At 35.9% G+C, this 18,873-nt stretch carries 19 protein-coding genes; 17 read left to right on the forward strand and 2 right to left on the reverse strand.

Annotated features, from left to right (window positions below):
• Positions 1-83: 83 nt before the first annotated feature.
• On the reverse strand, positions 84-488 hold the full coding sequence (locus tag P7J58_RS08840; protein ID WP_011922106.1) for a TetR/AcrR family transcriptional regulator: 405 nt from the start codon (positions 486-488) through the stop codon (positions 84-86).
• 126 nt (positions 489-614) lie between these two features.
• Between P7J58_RS08840 and P7J58_RS08845 the strand changes: the two genes are divergently transcribed.
• The gene (locus tag P7J58_RS08845) at positions 615-1,466 is read left to right on the forward strand and encodes a DegV family protein (RefSeq protein ID WP_125183484.1); all 852 of its coding nucleotides are present in this window, start codon (positions 615-617) and stop codon (positions 1,464-1,466) included.
• A gap of 254 nt (positions 1,467-1,720) precedes the next feature.
• On the opposite strand, the gene P7J58_RS08850 is transcribed toward P7J58_RS08845, so the two are convergent.
• Positions 1,721-2,980 (reverse strand): PLP-dependent aminotransferase family protein, encoded by a 1,260-nt coding sequence (locus tag P7J58_RS08850; RefSeq protein WP_408556154.1) that lies wholly within the window; start codon positions 2,978-2,980, stop codon positions 1,721-1,723.
• 123 nt (positions 2,981-3,103) lie between these two features.
• Between P7J58_RS08850 and yaaA the strand changes: the two genes are divergently transcribed.
• The 16 genes from yaaA (at position 3,104) to P7J58_RS08930 (ending at position 18,873) form a co-directional block, all read left to right on the forward strand.
• Positions 3,104-3,838, forward strand: a complete 735-nt coding sequence (gene yaaA / locus P7J58_RS08855; protein WP_408556153.1) for a peroxide stress protein YaaA — start codon at positions 3,104-3,106, stop codon at positions 3,836-3,838.
• Between the two features lie 105 nt (positions 3,839-3,943).
• Positions 3,944-5,383, forward strand: a complete 1,440-nt coding sequence (locus P7J58_RS08860; protein ID WP_408556152.1) for an LCP family protein — start codon at positions 3,944-3,946, stop codon at positions 5,381-5,383.
• A gap of 15 nt (positions 5,384-5,398) precedes the next feature.
• A complete protein-coding gene (locus tag P7J58_RS08865) occupies positions 5,399-6,088 on the forward strand; it encodes a Wzz/FepE/Etk N-terminal domain-containing protein (protein WP_408556151.1) in 690 nt (229 codons plus the stop codon).
• A 9-nt stretch (positions 6,089-6,097) separates the two neighbouring features.
• The gene (locus P7J58_RS08870; protein WP_408556150.1) at positions 6,098-6,784 is read left to right on the forward strand and encodes a tyrosine-protein kinase; all 687 of its coding nucleotides are present in this window, start codon (positions 6,098-6,100) and stop codon (positions 6,782-6,784) included.
• Positions 6,785-6,822: 38 nt separating this feature from the next.
• Positions 6,823-7,554: a capsular polysaccharide biosynthesis protein Cps4B gene (cps4B, locus tag P7J58_RS08875; protein WP_408556149.1), complete on the forward strand. Its 732-nt coding sequence runs from the start codon at positions 6,823-6,825 to the stop codon at positions 7,552-7,554.
• Positions 7,555-7,582: 28 nt separating this feature from the next.
• The gene (locus P7J58_RS08880; protein ID WP_408556148.1) at positions 7,583-9,409 is read left to right on the forward strand and encodes a polysaccharide biosynthesis protein; all 1,827 of its coding nucleotides are present in this window, start codon (positions 7,583-7,585) and stop codon (positions 9,407-9,409) included.
• Between the two features lie 85 nt (positions 9,410-9,494).
• Positions 9,495-10,211 (forward strand): Fic family protein, encoded by a 717-nt coding sequence (locus tag P7J58_RS08885; protein WP_408556147.1) that lies wholly within the window; start codon positions 9,495-9,497, stop codon positions 10,209-10,211.
• A 36-nt stretch (positions 10,212-10,247) separates the two neighbouring features.
• Positions 10,248-10,946, forward strand: coding sequence for a sugar transferase (locus P7J58_RS08890; RefSeq protein ID WP_408556146.1), 699 nt, complete (start codon positions 10,248-10,250; stop codon positions 10,944-10,946).
• Between the two features lie 9 nt (positions 10,947-10,955).
• A complete protein-coding gene (locus P7J58_RS08895; RefSeq protein WP_408556145.1) occupies positions 10,956-12,173 on the forward strand; it encodes a DegT/DnrJ/EryC1/StrS family aminotransferase in 1,218 nt (405 codons plus the stop codon).
• Between the two features lie 28 nt (positions 12,174-12,201).
• A complete protein-coding gene (locus P7J58_RS08900; protein ID WP_408572578.1) occupies positions 12,202-12,999 on the forward strand; it encodes a glycosyltransferase in 798 nt (265 codons plus the stop codon).
• A gap of 112 nt (positions 13,000-13,111) precedes the next feature.
• Complete coding sequence (locus tag P7J58_RS08905; protein WP_408540359.1) at positions 13,112-13,465, forward strand: acyltransferase; 354 nt, start codon at positions 13,112-13,114, stop codon at positions 13,463-13,465.
• The gene (locus tag P7J58_RS08910; RefSeq protein WP_408539650.1) at positions 13,462-14,547 is read left to right on the forward strand and encodes a glycosyltransferase; all 1,086 of its coding nucleotides are present in this window, start codon (positions 13,462-13,464) and stop codon (positions 14,545-14,547) included. The genes P7J58_RS08905 and P7J58_RS08910 overlap by 4 nt, the downstream gene beginning before the upstream one ends.
• A gap of 1 nt (position 14,548) precedes the next feature.
• On the forward strand, positions 14,549-15,652 hold the full coding sequence (locus P7J58_RS08915) for a glycosyltransferase (protein WP_408556144.1): 1,104 nt from the start codon (positions 14,549-14,551) through the stop codon (positions 15,650-15,652).
• Positions 15,613-16,848, forward strand: a complete 1,236-nt coding sequence (locus P7J58_RS08920) for an O-antigen ligase family protein (RefSeq protein ID WP_408539648.1) — start codon at positions 15,613-15,615, stop codon at positions 16,846-16,848. Before P7J58_RS08915 ends, P7J58_RS08920 begins: the two co-directional genes overlap by 40 nt.
• Positions 16,845-17,381, forward strand: a complete 537-nt coding sequence (locus P7J58_RS08925; RefSeq protein ID WP_105157667.1) for an acyltransferase — start codon at positions 16,845-16,847, stop codon at positions 17,379-17,381. Before P7J58_RS08920 ends, P7J58_RS08925 begins: the two co-directional genes overlap by 4 nt.
• Positions 17,374-18,873 (forward strand): lipopolysaccharide biosynthesis protein, encoded by a 1,500-nt coding sequence (locus P7J58_RS08930; RefSeq protein ID WP_105157668.1) that lies wholly within the window; start codon positions 17,374-17,376, stop codon positions 18,871-18,873. The genes P7J58_RS08925 and P7J58_RS08930 overlap by 8 nt, the downstream gene beginning before the upstream one ends.

Consider the following 18,873-nt stretch of genomic DNA (forward strand, 5'->3'; position numbering starts at 1 on the left):
CTTATATTATACTCCTAAATACGAAGAAAAGCCCTTAGAAAATCAATTCTAAGGACTTTGTCTTCAGTCTGAAACGGGACTTTTTAATCCCGTTTTGTTTTTTCCTTGATCCATTGACTGACGTTGGACAGGGCCTTGCTTTGCTCTGCCTTGCGTTTTTGTTCCTGGACAAAATCTGCAAAGCTTTGCTTGACGCCATCCTTTTGAACCTTGTCCTGCAAATCATGCCATTTCTTTTTAAGGTTGCTGGAAGTCCGTTCGTAGTAGTCTTCAAGGATTTCTTCCTTGGACTTGTAATTGCGGTAGAAGGCATTGCGTGACACACCAGCTTTTCGGACCAATTCAGATACCGAAATTTGCTTGAGCTCCTTTTTCTCTAGGAGAAATAGCAGAGCAGTTTCTATTGATTCCTTAGTCAGTTGATTCGCTTCTTTATTTGATTGATAGAGGTTTTTCAAAGATTGGGGTGAAATTTTACGACCTGCCATAGTTTTCCTTTTCCGAGTGTCACATCTGAAAGAAAATGCTTTCAGATAGGGTAGTTTAATGATATAATTGTAAGTAAATAGAGATTTATTGTCAAATAAAAAAGTAAAATTGGAAATGAGAATATTATGACAAAATGGAAAATTGTTGCAGATTCGGGCTGCGACTATCGTCAATTAGCTAATCTAGCTCCGGACACTGAATTTATTAGTGTGCCACTTACCATCCAAGTTGGAGAACAAGCATTTGTTGATGATGCAAGCTTGGATATTGATCACATGATGAAGGTGATGGAAGCAGCTAAGTCTGCAGCGGGGTCGGCGTGTCCAAGTCCGCAGGCTTATCAGGCAGCTTTTGAGGGAGCTGAGAACATTATCGTTGTGACGATTACAGGAGGGCTATCAGGTAGTTTTAATGCGGCACGTGTAGCTAGGGATATGTATATCGAAGAGCATCCGAATGTCAATATCCATTTGATAGATAGTTTGTCAGCCAGTGGGGAAATGGATTTACTTGTTGACGAAATCAATCGCTTAATTGGTGCAGGATTAGATTTTCCACAAGTAGTAGAAGCGATAACTCACTATCGGGAACACAGTAAGCTCCTCTTTGTTTTAGCGAAGGTTGATAATCTTGTTAAGAATGGAAGACTGAGCAAATTGGTAGGCACTGTCGTTGGTCTTCTCAATATCCGTATGGTTGGTGAGGCAAGTGCTGAAGGAAAATTAGAGTTGCTTCAAAAGGCGCGTGGTCATAAGAAATCTGTGACAGCAGCCTTTGAAGAAATGAAAAAAGCAGGCTATGATGGTGGTCGAATTGTCATGGCCCACCGCAACAATGCCAAGTTTTTCCAACAATTCTCAGAGTTGGTAAAAGCAAGTTTTCCAACGGCTGTTATTGACGAAGTTGCAACATCAGGTCTATGCAGTTTTTATGCTGAAGAAGGTGGACTTTTGATGGGCTATGAAGTGAAAGCGTGATTCACAGAGTAATACTCAATGAAAATCAAAAGTAGCCTAGGAAACGAAGTCGAAGATAGGACTCTGTTACTATCTTATTTCAAGGTAACAGGCTGAAAACCTCCACTGGAGCTTTTCACTCATCAAGACTCTTGACAACGGATAATTTTTATTTTCAAAGAGTATAACAATTTTGGGATGTAATTTCCACTATTAGAATAATCCCCCTCGTCTTTTAAGTTCTAGGGGGATTATTTGCATGAGGTTATTAGATTTCATTCATTCAAATATCTTACAAGTTGCTCCAGCTTATCTGCAAAATCTTGTTCAAAGAAGATCTGTAAGAAATCAGCATTCTGTCCGCTGAAATAATAACACTTTTCAAACATGTGTTGGACGCTAGGCGAAAGAATCCCTTTGCTTAGCTGAAAGGTCACGCTCCCTTTGGAAATTCGATATGGGATGTTCAAAGCGTATTTCTCTAAACAATCTTTTATTTTATTCCACTGAGCGTGATAAATATGATGAAGATGCTGTGTGTTCCGTGCAAACATACCGTTATCAATGTAGAGCGAGAGAGCTTTTTGCATGATAAGATTGGTATCGTAGTCGATTAGACTCTTATGTTTGATGAAGGAATCACGTAGCTGATTAGGAAGGCTGATTGCACCGATTCGGAGGGCAGGAAAGAGTGTCGGTGTAAAAGATTTTATGTAGATGACACGATTATCTGTATCAAGATAGTGTAAAGGTAGGCTATGACTAGAGTCGAAATCCGCCAAATAGTCATCCTCAATGATGTAGACATCATATTGCTTTGCTAATTTTACGATGGCTGTTTTTGTTGCTATATCATAGGTTGAACCGAGAGGGTTGTGCAAGCGAGGAATTGTGTAGAAAAACTTAATTTTTCCAGTTTGGAAGATACTTTCCAATTCTTCTAGGTCGATTCCATCTAAATCCCGTTCAATTGTTTGATAGGGGATTCCTTGATGTCGAATGAGCTCGATCATTCGTGAGTAGGTAGGGTTCTCTATCAAGATTTCCGTTTTTCCAGCCAAGGTTTCCATTTGTGTGAGAATATATAGAGCTTGTTGACTACCAGCTGTGATAACTAGCTGGTCTTTTTTTGTATAGACATGATAGTCCATTAACAGACTTTGAACGGAGGAAATCAATTCTGCCAATCCCTCTTGCTGGTGATAGTAGTTGAATAGGTAATTTTCCCGCCCAATAAGACTTTCGTTTAGACAAATCCGAAAATCTTCATAGGGTAATTCTTGAAAGTCTGCAGGATTGAGCTCTACAGTATGGTCTTGGAAATCTCTATCTTCTAAGATATAATAACCACTTTTTTCGACAGCGTAGATCTTATTTTGGTACTTTAATTCCAACATAGCCTTTTGGACAGTGTCTTTACTACAATGATATTGCTCGCTGAGTTGACGGATAGAAGGTAATTTCTCTCCACGTTTGAATCGATGTTCCTCTATTCCAGTCAAAATATCTTGGATGATAACTTGATATTTTTTCATCTAGGCCCCCTTTTTATAGACTATGTTACTAGCTAGTATATAGGAAAAATTGAAGAAAGACAATATCTGGATGGGGTTGGTTTGAAGTTCAGGAATTAAGCTACTATATGGTATAATTAAGTGATGAAAATAATTATACCTAATGCAAAAGAAGTAAATACAAATCTAGAGAATGCCTCGTTTTATCCCCTGCCTGATCGAAGTAAGCCGGTGCTGGAGGTCATAAGTCAATTTGATGTAAAAAAGATGGCTGCCTTTTATAAATTGAATGAAGCAAAGGCTGAGTTAGAAGCTGACCGTTGGTATCGAATCAGGACAGGTCAAGCAAAAACCTATCCAGCTTGGCAATTATATGATGGTCTCATGTATCGTTATATGGATAGGCGAGGTATAGATTCGAAAGAAGAAAATTACCTACGTGACCATGTTCGTGTAGCGACAGCCTTATACGGATTGATTCATCCTTTTGAATTCATTTCACCTCACCGCTTAGATTTTCAAGGGAGCTTAAAGATAGGCAATCAGTCTTTGAAACAGTACTGGCGACCGTATTATGACCAAGAAGTTGGTAATGATAAACTGATTCTCTCACTGGCTTCGTCAGAATTTGAGCAGGTGTTTTCTCCACAGATTCAGAAAAGATTAGTTAAAATTCTTTTCATGGAAGAAAAAGCAGGTCAGCTAAAAGTTCACTCGACTATATCAAAAAAAGGTAGAGGAAGATTGCTGTCCTGGTTGGCTAAGAACAATATTCAGGAATTATCGGATATTCAAGATTTTAAGGCGGATGGTTTTGAATACTGTGCTTCCGAATCAACGGCAAACCAACTTACCTTCATACGAACAATCAAAATGTGAAATTATGAAAAAGATAACGTTTTCCAGCACTAAGTAAGGATAGGAAAATATTAATTTCTATGATATAATGGGTGCGTTATAAGTAAAAGTCTAGGAAGGTTGTTTATGAAAAAGAGAAGCGGGCGAAGGAAGTCGTCCAAGCTCAAATTGGTAAATTTTGCCCTTTTGGGGCTTTACGCCATTACTTTATGTCTATTCTTAGTGACCATGTATCGCTATAACATCCTAGATTTCCGGTATTTAAACTATATTGTGATGCTTTTGCTAGTAGGAGTGGCAGTATTGACTGGATTATTGATGTGGCGTAAGAAAGCGCGCATATTTACAGCGCTCTTACTTGTTTTTTCACTAGTCATCACGTCTGTTGGAATCTATGGAATGCAAGAAGTTGTTAAGTTTTCAACACGACTAAATTCAAATTCGACATTTTCAGAATATGAAATGAGCATTCTTGTCCCAGCAAATAGTGATATTACGGACGTTCGTCAGCTTACTAGTATTCTTGCTCCAGCCGAATACGACCAAGATAACATCACCGCTTTGTTGGATGACATATCCAAAATGGAATCTACTCAACTGGCAACTAGCCCCACAACCTCTTACCTGACAGCATATCAATCTATGTTGAATGGTGAGAGTCAAGCGATGGTCTTCAACGGAGTTTTTAGCAATATTTTAGAAAATGAAGACCCAGACTTTTCTTCAAAAGTGAAAAAAATATATAGTTTCAAAGTGACTCAGACTGTTGAAACAGCAGTCAAACAAGCGAGTGGGGACAGCTTCAATATCTATATCAGTGGTATTGATACCTACGGTCCAATTTCATCTGTTTCGCGTTCCGATGTCAATATCATTATGACTGTCAATCGTGCGACACATAAGATTTTATTGACAACTACTCCACGAGATTCATACGTTGCTATCGCAGATGGTGGGCAAAATCAATACGATAAACTAACACATGCTGGAATTTATGGTGTGAACGCCTCCGTGCACACCTTAGAAAATCTTTATGGTATTGACATTAGTAACTATATCCGACTCAACTTTACTTCCTTCTTACAGTTGATTGATTTGGTTGGTGGTATTGATGTTGAAAATACCCAAGAATTTACAAGCGGAGGGTATAATTTCCCGGTTGGGACAGTGCATCTAGATGCAGAGCAAGCGCTAATCTTTGTTCGTGAGCGGTATTCGTTGGCTAATGGTGATAATGATCGCGGTCAAAACCAAGAAAAAGTCATTGCAGCCCTCATAAAAAAATTGAGTTCACCAGATAATCTAGCGAATTATCAAGCTATTCTAACTGGTTTGGAAGGATCTATCCAAACAGATTTGAGCTTAGAAACGATTATGGGCTTGGTAAATACCCAATTAGAGTCAGGAACCCAGTTTACAGTTGAGTCTCAGGCCTTGACAGGTTCAGGTCGTATGGATTTACCTTCTTATGCGATGCCTGGTTCACAACTTTATATGATGGAAATTAACCAAGACAGTCTGGAGCAAGCAAAGGCAGCGATTCAGTCAGTATTGGATGGAAATTAAAAAATAGGAGAAAACATGAATAATCAAGAATCAAATACAATCGAAATTGATGTATTATACTTATTAAAAACATTGTGGAGAAAGAAGTTTCTTATTATCCTAACATCCTTTTTGGGTGCAGGAATTGCCTTTGTCTACAATAGTTTCTTGGTAACACCACAGTTTGACTCGACAACTCGTATCTATGTAGTGAGTCAAAATGTTGAAGCCGGTGCGGGATTGACTAGCCAAGAGTTACAAGCGGGTACCTATTTGGTAAAAGATTATAAGGAAATTATCCTGTCCCAAGATGTACTGACGCAGGTAGCTACAGAGTTGAACTTGAACGAGAACTTAAAAGAAAAGGTTTCAGTTTCTATTCCTGTTGATACTCGTATCGTTTCTATCTCCGTGCGTGATGCGGATCCAAATGAAGCGGCACGTATTGCAAATAGCCTTCGCACCTTTGCAGCGCAAAAGATTGTCGAGGTCACCAAGGTAAGCGATGTGACGACACTTGAAGAAGCAGTCCCAGCGGAAGAACCAACCACTCCGAATATAAAACGCAATATCTTGCTTGGTTTATTAGTTGGAGGTATCTTGGCAATGGGAATTATCATGGCTATGGAAGTTTTGGATGACCGTGTCAAACGCCCTCAGGATATTGAAGAGGTAATGGGCTTGACCTTGCTTGGTGTAGTACCAGATTCGAAGAAATTGAAATAGGAGGACAATATGGCAACGTTAGAAATTGCACGTACTAAAAAAGAGTTGGTAAAAAAGACAGAAGAATATTTCAATGCTATCCGTACCAATATTCAGCTTAGCGGAGCAGATATTAAGGTTGTTGGCATTACCTCTGTTCAATCGAATGAAGGCAAGAGTACAACTGCGGCTAGTCTCGCTATTGCCTATGCTCGTTCAGGTTATAAGACCGTTTTGGTGGATGCAGATATCCGAAATTCAGTCATGCCTGGTTTCTTCAAGCCAATTACAAAGATTACAGGTTTGACAGATTACCTAGCAGGGACATCAGACTTGTCTCAAGGATTATGCGATACAGATATTCCAAACTTGACCGTCATTGAGTCAGGAAAAATTTCTCCCAACCCTACTGCCCTTTTACAAAGTAAGAATTTTGAAAATTTACTTGCGACTCTTCGTCGCTATTATGATTATGTTATCGTTGACTGTCCACCATTAGGACTGGTAATTGATGCAGCTATCATTGCACAAAAATGTGATGCGATGGTTGCAGTAGTAGAAGCAGGCCATGTTAAGCGCTCATCTTTGAAAAAAGTAAAAGAGCAGTTGGATCAAACAGGCACACCGTTCTTAGGCGTTATCTTGAACAAATATGATATTGCCAATGAGAAGTATAGTGAATACGGAAACTACGGACATTACGGCAAAAAAGCTTAATTTCTCAGATAATATAAGTTTGATAAGTAGGTATTAGTATGATTGATATTCATTCGCATATCATATTTGGTGTGGATGACGGTCCCAAAACTATTGAAGAGAGCCTGAGTTTGATAGGCGAAGCTTATCGTCAAGGTGTTCGCATCATCGTTGCGACTTCACATAGACGTAAGGGGATGTTTGAAACTCCTGAAAAAATTATCATGGCTAACTTTCTTCAACTTAAAGAAGCAGTAGCAGAAGTTTATCCTGAAATACGATTGTGCTATGGTGCTGAATTGTATTATAGTAAAGATATCTTAAGCAAACTTGAAAAAAAGAAAGTACCGACGCTTAATGGCTCGCGCTATATTCTTTTTGAGTTCAGTATGAATACTCCCTGGAAAGAGATTCAAGAAGCAGTGAATGAAGTGACGCTACTTGGGCTAACTCCCGTACTTGCCCATATAGAACGATATGATGCCCTAGCGTTTCATGCAGAGAGAGTAGAAGAGTTAATTGACAAGGGATGCTATACTCAGGTAAATAGTAATCATGTGCTGAAGCCCGCTTTAATTGGCGATCGAGCAAAAGAATTTAAAAAACGCACTCGGTATTTTTTAGAGCAGGACTTAGTACATTGTGTTGCTAGCGATATGCATAATTTATCTAGTAGACCTCCGTTTATGAGGGAGGCTTATAAGTTACTAACAGAGGAATTTGGTAAAGATAAAGCGAAAGCGTTGCTAAAAAAGAATCCTCTTATGCTATTAAAAAACCAGGCGATTTAAACTGGTTACTCTAGATTGTGGAGAAAAAATGGATTTAGGAACTGTTACTGACAAACTGTTAGAGCGCAACAGTAAACGATTGATACTCATGTGCATGGATACGTGTCTTCTTATAGTTTCCATGATTTTGAGCAGGCTGTTTTTGGATGTTATTATTGATATTCCAGATGAACGCTTCATTCTTGCAGTTTTATTTGTTTTAATATTCTACCTGATTATCTCAGTTAGACTAAAGGTTTTTTCGCTAATTACCAGGTATACTGGGTATCAAAGTTATGTGAAAATAGGACTGAGTTTGATATCCGCTTATTCATTATTTTTAATCATTTCAATGATTCTATGGCAGACCTTTAGTTATCGTTTCATCTTAGTATCCTTATTTTTGTCGTATGTAATGCTCATTACTCCGAGGATTATTTGGAAAGTCTTACATGAGACGAGAAAAAATGCCATTCAAAAGAAGGATAGCCCACTAAGAATCTTAGTAGTAGGTGCTGGAGATGGTGGGAATATTTTTATCAATACCGTCGAAGATAGAAAATTGAATTTTGAAATTGTCGGTATAGTTGATTGTGATCCAAATAAACTTGGAACATTAATCCGTACTGCCAAAGTTTTAGGAAACCGTAATGATATTCCACGATTGGTAGAAGAATTAGCTGTTGACCAAGTGACGATTGCCATCCCTTCTTTAAATGGTAAGGAGCGAGAGAAGATTGTTGAAATCTGTAACACTACAGGAGTGACCGTCAATAATATGCCGAGCATTGAAGACATTATGGCGGGGAACATGTCTGTCAGTGCCTTTCAGGAAATTGACGTAGCAGACCTTCTTGGTCGACCAGAGGTTGTTTTGGATCAGGATGAATTGAATCAGTTTTTCAAAGGGAAAACAATCCTTGTCACAGGAGCAGGTGGCTCTATCGGTTCAGAGTTATGTCGTCAAATTGCTAAGTTTACGCCTAAACGCTTGTTGTTGCTTGGACATGGAGAAAATTCAATCTATCTCATTCATCGAGAGTTACTGGAAAAGTACCAAGGTAAGATTGAGTTGGTCCCTCTCATTGCAGATATTCAAGATAGAGAATTGATTTTTAGCATAATGGCTGAATATCAACCCGATGTTGTTTATCATGCTGCAGCACATAAGCATGTTCCTTTGATGGAATACAATCCACATGAAGCAGTGAAGAATAATATTTTTGGAACGAAGAATGTGGCTGAGGCGGCTAAAACTGCAAAGGTTGCAAAGTTTGTTATGGTTTCAACAGATAAGGCTGTTAATCCGCCAAATGTCATGGGAGCGACTAAGCGTGTTGCAGAAATGATTGTTACAGGTTTAAATGAGCCAGGCCAGACTCAATTTGCGGCAGTTCGTTTTGGGAATGTTCTAGGTAGTCGTGGAAGTGTTGTTCCGCTATTCAAAGAGCAAATACAAAAAGGTGGACCCGTTACGGTTACAGACTTTAGGATGACTCGTTATTTCATGACAATCCCAGAAGCAAGTCGTTTGGTTATCCAAGCTGGACATTTGGCAAAAGGCGGAGAAATCTTTGTCTTGGATATGGGTGAGCCTGTACAAATTTTGGAATTGGCAAGAAAAGTTATTCTGCTGAGTGGTCATACTGAGGAAGAAATTGGAATTGTTGAATCAGGTATTCGTCCTGGGGAAAAACTCTACGAGGAATTACTATCAACAGAAGAACGTATCAGCGAACAGATTTATGAAAAAATATTTGTAGGTCGCGTTACAAATAAACAATCGGACATTGTCAATTCATTTATCAATGGATTACTCCAAAAAGATAGAAATGAATTAAAAGATGTGTTGATTGAATTTGCAAAACAAGAATAAAGAAAGTAAAAGTTGTTTTTACTTTCCTAGAGTCTAAATAGGATTTAGATTCTAGGAAGGTTGAAATACTTTCCTGAGGTAAAATATGCTAGGTCATAGGTTATTAAGAGAGAAAGAAAACAGAACGAAAGGTGGTCTCTATCATAAGATTCAGATAGAGCTAGCTTTCAACTCAAACCACATTGAAGGTAGTCAACTAACTCATGACCAGACACGGTATATCTATGAGACCAATATCATTGGTTTCGAGGAAAGTCCAACTATAAGGGTGGATGATATTATTGAAACCACCAATCATTTTACAGCTTTTGATTTTCTTTTGGATAGCTTTCAAGAAGACTTGAACGAGATATGGATAAAGGATGTTCATTCTATATTGAAGAGAGGGACCTCTGATTCGCGGAAGTCATGGTTTCAAGTCGGAGAGTATAAGAGATTTCCGAATGAAGTCGGCGGTCGAGAAACAAGCCTACCTGAACATGTGGAGTCGGACATGCAAGAACTGCTGAACAGCTATCACGACTTGCCTGAGACTTCCTTTGAGGATATTCTTGACTTTCATGTTCGATTTGAACGCATCCATCCCTTCCAAGATGGTAACGGGCGAGTAGGTCGATTGATTATGTTTAAAGAATGTCTCAAACATGGACATATCCCCTTTATCATCGGAGATGACATGAAGTATTTTTACTATCGTGGCTTAGCCGAGTGGGGAGAACAGAATGGTTTCTTATTAGATACTTGCTTAGCCGCACAAGATCGATTTAAGGACTATTTAGAGTATTTTAGGATTGAGGATTAGTGACAAAACCAGCTAACCTTGCAAATAGGAGAATGAATGTATAGCAGAAGACCTATAACAAAAGAATATCTAAAAGCGAATGAAATAACAGCCCAATATTTTGAAAAAATTGGGTCAAGAAAGTTCGAGTTATTTTTAAAATATACTACGGATAAGTTATTAGCACTAATCCTATTAGTATTATTATCGCCAGTCATCATTGCTTTATCTATTTGGATAAAACTAGATAGCAAGGGACCCGTTTTTTACCGTCAAGAGAGAGTTACCAGATATGGTCGAATTTTTAGAATATTTAAGTTTAGAACGATGATTTCTGATGCGGATAAAGTCGGAAGTCTTGTCACAGTCGGTCAAGATAATCGTATTACAAAAGTCGGTTATATTATCAGAAAATATAGGCTGGATGAAGTGCCTCAACTCTTTAATGTTTTGACAGGAGATATGAGTTTTGTTGGTGTAAGACCAGAAGTACAAAAGTATGTGGATCATTACACTGATGAAATGCTTACGACTTTGCTATTGCCAGCGGGAATTACTTCACCAGCAAGTATTGCATATAAGGATGAAGATGCTGTTTTAGAAGAATATTGTTCTCAAGGCTATAGTCCAGATGAAGCCTATGTTCAAAAGGTGTTACCTGAAAAAATGAAATACAATTTGGAGTACATTAAAAACTTTGGAATTATTTCTGATTTTAAGGTAATGATAGATACAGTAATTAATGTAATAAAATAGGAGATTAAAATGACAAAAAGACAAAATATTCCGTTTTCACCACCAGATATTACCCAAGCTGAAATTGATGAAGTTATTGACACACTAAAATCTGGTTGGATTACAACAGGACCAAAGACAAAAGAGCTAGAACGTCGGTTATCAGTATTTACAGGAACCAATAAAACTGTGTGTTTAAATTCTGCTACTGCAGGATTAGAACTAGTCTTGCGAGTTCTTGGAGTTGGACCTGGAGACGAAGTGATTGTTCCTGCTATGACCTATACTGCCTCATGTAGTGTCATTACCCATGTAGGAGCAACTCCTGTGATGGTTGATATTCAAAAAGATGGCTTTGAAATGGAATATGATGCTTTGAAAAAAGCGATTACTCCGAAAACAAAGGTTATCATCCCTGTTGATCTAGCTGGTATTCCTTGTGATTATGATAAGATTTATACCATCGTAGAAAACAAACGCTCTTTGTATGCTGCTTCTGATAATAAATGGCAGAAACTTTTCGACAGAGTTATTATTCTATCGGATAGTGCACATTCTCTAGGAGCTAGTTATAAGGGGAAACCAGCGGGTTCCCTAGCAGATTTTACCTCATTTTCTTTCCATGCAGTTAAGAATTTTACAACCGCTGAAGGTGGAAGTGTGACATGGAAAGCACGTCCTGATTTGGATGATGAAGAGATGTACAAGGAATTTCAAATTCTATCATTACATGGGCAGACAAAGGATGCTCTAGCCAAGACACAATTAGGTTCATGGGAATATGACATTGTCATTCCTGGTTACAAGTGTAATATGACAGATATTATGGCTGGTATCGGTTTGGTACAGTTGGAACGTTACCCATCCCTGTTGAATCGTCGAAAAGAAATTGTCGAAAAATACAATGCAGGCTTTGAAGGAACATTGATTAAGCCGTTGGTACATCAGACCGAAGATAGACAATCATCTATGCACTTGTATATCACTCATCTGGAAGGCTTTACTTTGGAACAACGAAATGAAGTGATTCAAAAAATGGCTGAAGCAGGGATTGCTTGTAATGTTCACTACAAGCCACTGCCTCTTCTTACAGCCTATAAAAATATTGGTTTTGATATGAAAGATTTTCCGAATGCCTATCAGTATTTTGAAAATGAAATTACACTTCCTCTTCATACCAACTTGAGTGATGAAGATGTGGAGTATGTGATAGAAACGATTAAACGCATTGTTTATATAAAAAAATGAGGTAATTCTCGTGAAATATAGTGTTTTAATGACTGTGTATAAAAATGATAATGCTGATTATTTTTATATTGCATTGAATAGTATGGTTCAACAAACAATAAAACCCGATGAAATCGTTATTGTAAAGGACGGTCCGATTCCTAATTTATTAGAACAGGTTATTGTTAATGTACAAAACAGTTGTGACATTTACTTTAATGAAATTCAATTGCCAAATAATGTTGGGCTTGGAGAGGCATTAAATGCGGGTCTAAAAGAATGTCGAAATGACCTTATTGCAAGAATGGATGCGGATGATTATTCTCTTCCTCAAAGATGTGAGTTACAACTTAGAGAATTCGAAAAAGACAGTACTCTAGATATTATTGGTTCGTCGGTAGAGGAGTTTATTTCTGAGTTGGATAATATAGTCGGACGTAGAATAGTACCAACCACTCATGATGAAATCTATAAGTTTGCTAAAAAAAGGGATCCGTTTAATCATCCGACAGTGATGTATCGTAAATCGTTTTTAGATAAAATTGGTGGATATTCAGACTATCGTAAAAATCAGGATACCGATCTCTGGATAAGAATGCTAGAATCTGGTGCAAAAACTAAGAATCTTGATGAAATTGTATTCAAATTCAGATTTGAACAAAATACTTTTGAAAAACGAAAAAACTGGTTTAACACCAAAACGCTTATTCACATTCGATACAATGCTTGGAAACGAGGATTTAATAGTTTGGGCGAGTTTTTAGAGATAACAGCTGCCCAAATTGCTGTCTACATCTTGCCTCAAAGTTTCCAACGATTTTTATATAAACATTTTTTGAGAGGGTAGAAAATGATAGGTAGGGCTGTGGTTAAGATTGAATCAATCATACATTATCTTTTTCATTTTTCGTTGTATTTTCCAAAGAGAGTACAAATATACGGAAAACCTAGGATTTTATTTGGGAAAAAATGAATTTTCTGAAAATGTAAGGATCAATGACAAGGTGTTTTTACACGCTGTAAATGGAATTGCTATTGGAAAAAATTCAACATTGTCTTATGGGGCAACTTTAATTACAGAGTCCTATGATGTTACAAATAGAGAAAACTATATGAAACGGCTACATAAAGGTGCTAGAATTGAAATAGGGGATAATGTTTGGATTGGTGCAAATGTCATAATTCTACCAGGAGTGAATATTGCTGACGGTGTAATCGTAGGCGCTGGGTCAGTCGTCACAAAATGTTTGACTAAAAAAAATTCCCTATATGCAGGAAATCCTGCTAAATTTATCAAGGAGTATCAAGAATGAAATTGTTACATGTTACAGCTACCCATTTAAAACCTACTGGAAGTATACCTGTTGTTTTAAGTGAGTTGGCTTCTCATCAGAATGCATTAACAGGATTTGAAGCACGAGTTTTGTCTATAAAATCACCAGTGAAAGATATCAATTCTGCATACTTTGACTTTTTGGGTGATAGATTATTTGAAGATTATATAAAGTTTTTTTCACCGGATATAGTTATTTTTCATAGTTTCTATTTTTGGGAATACATAAAGCTATACAAAATTTTAAAAAAAAATAATATTCCATATTTTATTCAACCTCATGGTTCGTTTATGATTGAGTCAATGAAGAAATCAAAAATAAAGAAAACTGTTGCAAGAGCTTTATTTTTTGATAAATTTGTAAGAAACTCTGAGGGGATAATTTATTTAAATCAATCTGAAAAAAAAAATTCACTGTACAAATGCGAAACTAATCTGATTATTCCCAATGGAATTACAATTGAAGATTCTTTGAGAAAGAATGGCTATAAATATAAGAGTAGCTCTAGTGTTGAGTTTTATTATTTAGGTAGATTTGATATAAAACCTAAAGGATTAGATATATTAATAGATGCTTTAGAGGTGTTGGATAATTTAAGCGAGGATCGGATGATTACATTTTCTTTCTATGGTGTTGGAAATCATAGTCAAGTCAAGTATATTGAAAATAGGATTCACCGGTTAAGGAATATAAATGTATTTTATAGAGGGCCATTACTTGGAAAAGAGAAGGTTGAACATTTGTGTGGAAAGATTATGGTCTTAACTTCACGCCATGAGGGCTTTCCAATGACCGTTTTAGAAGCTCTTTCTTATGGTAATCCATGTATTGTCACAAAAGAAACAAATGTTCTTGATGAAGTGGTTCTGAACAATTTAGGATGGGCTTGTTCTTTAGACTCACAATCAATTGCTTCTGCTATGCTAAAAGCATATGATGACTACCTGACTAGCCAGGAAGAGTATTTTGCAAATTGTGTCAATCATGTTAGTTCTGAATATTCTTGGAAAAGGATTGCTCAGATTTCATATGAGGAATTGAAGAAATTTGAAAGGGGATAGAATGAAAAAAATAATGATTTTAGGGTGTTTAACACAATCCAAAACAGGCAATAAAAGTTTTGGAGGGGCGGAACGGAATATGGCCATGTTAGCCAATTCTCTAGCTGAGCGAGGTTATGATATCTGTCTGTGCTCTGTTGAAGGAAGTCATTTACCCTATCAATTAGATAGTGATGTTGAATTGCTGACCAATGAAGTAAGTTATAAAAATAAGTTAAAAACGCACGGTGATATGTTTTTCAATACTATAAAAAGTATCCGGAATGTACAACCTGATCTAATTATTTCTTTTTGGCCTCATCCGACTTTTTATGCACTACTATTTACAAAAATAAAAAGAATAAAAATGATATATTCTGAGAGGAATGATCCTAGCAGAGAGTATACAGGTATTGCCAAGCTCTTCCATACAGTTATATCTTATTTTTGTAACGGATATGTTTTTCAAAATCAAGGTGCTCAACGATATTTTCCCAAGCAATCAATAAAAAATAGCACAGTAATTCATAATCCACTATCATTTACCAAAAAGGATACCCCAAATAAAAAGCGTGTTGTAAGAAATTTTAAGAGGATTATTTCGGTAGGAAGATTAACAGAACAAAAAAATCACAGCATGTTGATTGGAGCGTTTTCAAAATATAATGAGACGCACCCTGATTCTATCTTAGAAATATTCGGGGAAGGTGCACTATATCAAGATTTAAAGAAACAGATTAAGATGTTGAATATGGAAAATAAAATTATCCTTAGAGGAACAACTTCTCAAATTTTAGAAGAGATTGCCAGTTCGGATATGTTTGTTCTTACTTCAAAATATGAAGGAATGCCGAATGTATTGATGGAGGCGTTGGCATTAGGGGTTCCAGTAGTTTCAACAGATTTTTCCCCAGGAACAGTAAGAGAATTGCTTACTCATGGCGTAAATGGCTTAATCTGTGATATCACCGAGTCTGATTTGATAGACAAAATGACAATGTATGATGATGATTCCTTAGTAGAGCAGGTTTCTAGGAACTCTATCAAGATATTTGAAACACACAATATAGAGGAGATAACAGATCAATGGGAAAGATTCTTGATAGAAACGATGAACGGACATTAAGTTACCATTTTGCAGCGTTGTTTACGGTGGGAGCATTCTTTATAGAATTGTTTTTTAACGGTAAGTATCTTGTCTGTACCCCCGTTCTTTTTTTAGGTTATTTATTTTATTATAATCCGAAGTTTAAAGGCCAGATTTCCAAATATTTATCAATTATTTTGATATGGTTAATATTTATTTTTTTACAAATTCTAATCTTAGGAATGATTCGGACAGGCAATGAAGATTTTTTTTCCTTTTATTATAATTTAGTATTGTTTGCAAATATCACCATGATTTTCTTTATGATCGGGCTCACGAGACTTGTGAATTATCTTTTAAAGTATCTTGATTTAGTTGTTCAATACGGAGTTTTACTCTGTACACCGGTTATTTTTTTAAAAGAAATCGATATTATCCAATCTCGATGGAGAGATTTTTTAAATGCCAATTCTGGCTATAGACTGGGAGTTTCAAGTAATATAAACCCCAACAGTATTGCATGGCTCTATGGTTTTTTTGCGATGTTGACCCTATATTTTCTGTTAAAATCTAAAAAAATAAGGTATGTCTTCTTATTTGCAGTAGAACTAGTTTGTATATTATTTACAGGTTCTAAAGCAGGTTTGTTGACTGCTTTTATCCCCGTAATATTTGCTTTCTTTAAGAGTTTACGAAAGGCAAAAATTTCTAATGTAATTGTTATTCTGTTGGTGGGTTTTATTTTTTGGTATGAAGTTCAAAATAATCCCGTATTATATACGTTGATTGGTAAACGATTAAATAGTTTTTTAGGGTTATTTGGAATTGGCACAGTACCAGTTGATGCCGGCTCGACTTTGAAGAGAATTCATATGATAGAATTTGCCGAAAATATGATATGGGAAAAACCAATATTGGGCTGGGGGATTGGGGCATTTGCTCAGATATCTGGCTTTGGAGTTTATTCTCATAATAATTTTATAGAAAGCCTAGTATCAGGAGGGATTGTATTTAGCACTGCATATTATTTTATCTACGTATTGTTGTCTTTGCAGTTGTTTTCATTGCCCAAATGTGAGGAAAAGGAAGTTGCAATTCTTTTGATAGTATCAAATCTTTTAATTGATTTTTCAACAGTTACGTTTTATGGTCAGCTATTACCTTATTTTAAAATAATCATCATTGCAATGCTGTTATATTATATTCAGTTTATTAAAGAAAGAGTAGAAAAATGAGATTTTTAAATCTTTTTGAAAAATTGATAAAGAGATTTTCATCCCAATCATTATATCAAGATTATCTAAGAAAACAAGGAATCGTGATTGGAAACAACTGTGAAATATATAAGAGTGCTTCATTTGGAAGTGAACCTTATTTGGTGACTATTGGTGACAATGTTAGAATTTCGGCGGATGTAAAAATTACTACACATGATGGCGGAGTTTGGGTCGCTCGTCATTTAGTGGGAAATCAGGAAATTGACCTGTTTGATAGAGTTGAAATTGGTTCTAATGTTCATATCGGTGTCAATGCTATCATACTGCCAGGAGTAACCATAGGAAATAATTGCATTATTGCGGCTGGGGCGGTTGTTACGCACTCGGTTCCGTGTAATGAAATTTGGGGAGGGGTACCAGCTAGATTTATTAGTACAATAGATGATTATATTTTAAAGCATAGAGGAGAATTTGAAATGACTAAGACGATGTCCTCCGATGAAAAAATGAAGTTTCTATTGAAGAAGTATCCAGAGGTAATTAATGACTAATAATAAGCAACTTTCTTTGAATATTTTAATTTCAATTTTAAACCAATTGGTCATTATCGTTTGTGGTTTTATTTTACCAAGGGTACTTTTAGAATCCTTTGGTTCAACGGTAAATGGTTTAGTGACCTCAATTCGGCAATTTTTAAATTTTATAACATTTTTAGAAATGGGAATTGGAGTTGTAATTTCAAGCTCCTTATATGAACCGCTCTTTAAACAAGATACTGAAAAAGTGAGTGCAATAATTGTTTCGTCCAAGAGATTTTTTAATAAATTAGTTTTATACTTTACCTTTTTTTTAGTAGTGTTGGTTTTTACTTATCCATTATTTGTTGTAGAATTTAATTTTGTTTACGTTAGTATCCTTATGGTGATACTCTCATTAAATTTGTATAGTCAGTACTATTTTGGAATTGTTAATCAACTTTTACTAACAGCAGATCAGAAGAATTATATTCCTCAGGGGCTATCAATGGTGACTGTTATACTTAATACTCTTGCTACAGCAGTGATAGTTAATTATTCAAAAAACGTTCATATTGTTTTTCTTTCAACATCATTTATTTATTTAGCGCGGCCTTTAGCTATGGATATTTATGTAAGGAAGTGTTATAATATCGATTATAATATTAGATATACTGAGGAACCAATAAAACAAAAGTTTAATGGTTTTTATCATCATCTTTCAAGTATTGTTCTTGGAAATACCGATATTATTGTCTTAACTCTTTTATCAAGTTTGAAAAATATCTCAATATATTCCGTCTATGCTCTGATTTTTTCTGGGATAAGGGGAATCATTTATGCACTTGTTACAAGTTTAACTCCTTATTTTGGTAGGGTAGTTTCAAAAGAGTCAACTCAAGGAGTTTTAAAAAAATTTAGGTATTTAGAATGGGGTCTCAATACGCTCATTACGTTAATATTTTCAGTTGTTGCAGCTTCAATTATTCCGTTTATTACGTTGTATACTCAAAATATAACCGATGCAGATTATATTTTGTATGGATTTGCATTATTTATGTGCTTATCACAGTACATGTTTTGTATGAGATATAGTTATAATATCTATGTGCAATCTGTTGGTCATTACAAAGAAACTCAGATGAGTGCTATTATTGAGGCAATTTTAAATATTGCATCTACCTTTATTTTTACAGCTCTTTTTGGAATGGTTGGATTAGCGATAGGCACATTAATTGCAATGCTATATAGACTTCTATATTTACTTAATTATTCAAAGAAAGTTCAACTTGGGGCTAGTATTATTGGGTCTATTTTATATATTTTTACAGGGAGTTGTAATGTTGTAGCAATGTTTTATCTGGGAAGTTATTTAGCTCCTAAAATTACCACTTTTATGCATTTGGTTTATTATACAATGGGTTATGTCCTTTTATCTGTTCTATCTCTTTTGTTAAGTAATTTAATATTTAACAGGAGATTACTTTTGGGATTCTTTAAGTCATTAATTTTAAAGGATGAATTATAA

Source organism: Streptococcus suis, from assembly GCF_046032535.1.
GTDB lineage: Bacteria > Bacillota > Bacilli > Lactobacillales > Streptococcaceae > Streptococcus > Streptococcus suis_AK.

Excerpts from the sequence above, each read along its gene's own strand:
- P7J58_RS08840 (WP_011922106.1), bottom strand. The coding sequence starts at position 488 with ATGGCAGGTCGTAAAATTTCACCCCAATCTTTGAAAAACCTCTATCAA.
- P7J58_RS08845 (WP_125183484.1), top strand. The coding sequence starts at position 615 with ATGACAAAATGGAAAATTGTTGCAGATTCGGGCTGCGACTATCGTCAA.
- P7J58_RS08850 (WP_408556154.1), bottom strand. The coding sequence starts at position 2,980 with ATGAAAAAATATCAAGTTATCATCCAAGATATTTTGACTGGAATAGAG.
- yaaA (WP_408556153.1), top strand. The coding sequence starts at position 3,104 with ATGAAAATAATTATACCTAATGCAAAAGAAGTAAATACAAATCTAGAG.
- P7J58_RS08860 (WP_408556152.1), top strand. The coding sequence starts at position 3,944 with ATGAAAAAGAGAAGCGGGCGAAGGAAGTCGTCCAAGCTCAAATTGGTA.
- P7J58_RS08865 (WP_408556151.1), top strand. The coding sequence starts at position 5,399 with ATGAATAATCAAGAATCAAATACAATCGAAATTGATGTATTATACTTA.
- P7J58_RS08870 (WP_408556150.1), top strand. The coding sequence starts at position 6,098 with ATGGCAACGTTAGAAATTGCACGTACTAAAAAAGAGTTGGTAAAAAAG.
- cps4B (WP_408556149.1), top strand. The coding sequence starts at position 6,823 with ATGATTGATATTCATTCGCATATCATATTTGGTGTGGATGACGGTCCC.
- P7J58_RS08880 (WP_408556148.1), top strand. The coding sequence starts at position 7,583 with ATGGATTTAGGAACTGTTACTGACAAACTGTTAGAGCGCAACAGTAAA.
- P7J58_RS08885 (WP_408556147.1), top strand. The coding sequence starts at position 9,495 with ATGCTAGGTCATAGGTTATTAAGAGAGAAAGAAAACAGAACGAAAGGT.
- P7J58_RS08890 (WP_408556146.1), top strand. The coding sequence starts at position 10,248 with ATGTATAGCAGAAGACCTATAACAAAAGAATATCTAAAAGCGAATGAA.
- P7J58_RS08895 (WP_408556145.1), top strand. The coding sequence starts at position 10,956 with ATGACAAAAAGACAAAATATTCCGTTTTCACCACCAGATATTACCCAA.
- P7J58_RS08900 (WP_408572578.1), top strand. The coding sequence starts at position 12,202 with ATGACTGTGTATAAAAATGATAATGCTGATTATTTTTATATTGCATTG.
- P7J58_RS08910 (WP_408539650.1), top strand. The coding sequence starts at position 13,462 with ATGAAATTGTTACATGTTACAGCTACCCATTTAAAACCTACTGGAAGT.
- P7J58_RS08915 (WP_408556144.1), top strand. The coding sequence starts at position 14,549 with ATGAAAAAAATAATGATTTTAGGGTGTTTAACACAATCCAAAACAGGC.
- P7J58_RS08920 (WP_408539648.1), top strand. The coding sequence starts at position 15,613 with ATGGGAAAGATTCTTGATAGAAACGATGAACGGACATTAAGTTACCAT.
- P7J58_RS08925 (WP_105157667.1), top strand. The coding sequence starts at position 16,845 with ATGAGATTTTTAAATCTTTTTGAAAAATTGATAAAGAGATTTTCATCC.
- P7J58_RS08930 (WP_105157668.1), top strand. The coding sequence starts at position 17,374 with ATGACTAATAATAAGCAACTTTCTTTGAATATTTTAATTTCAATTTTA.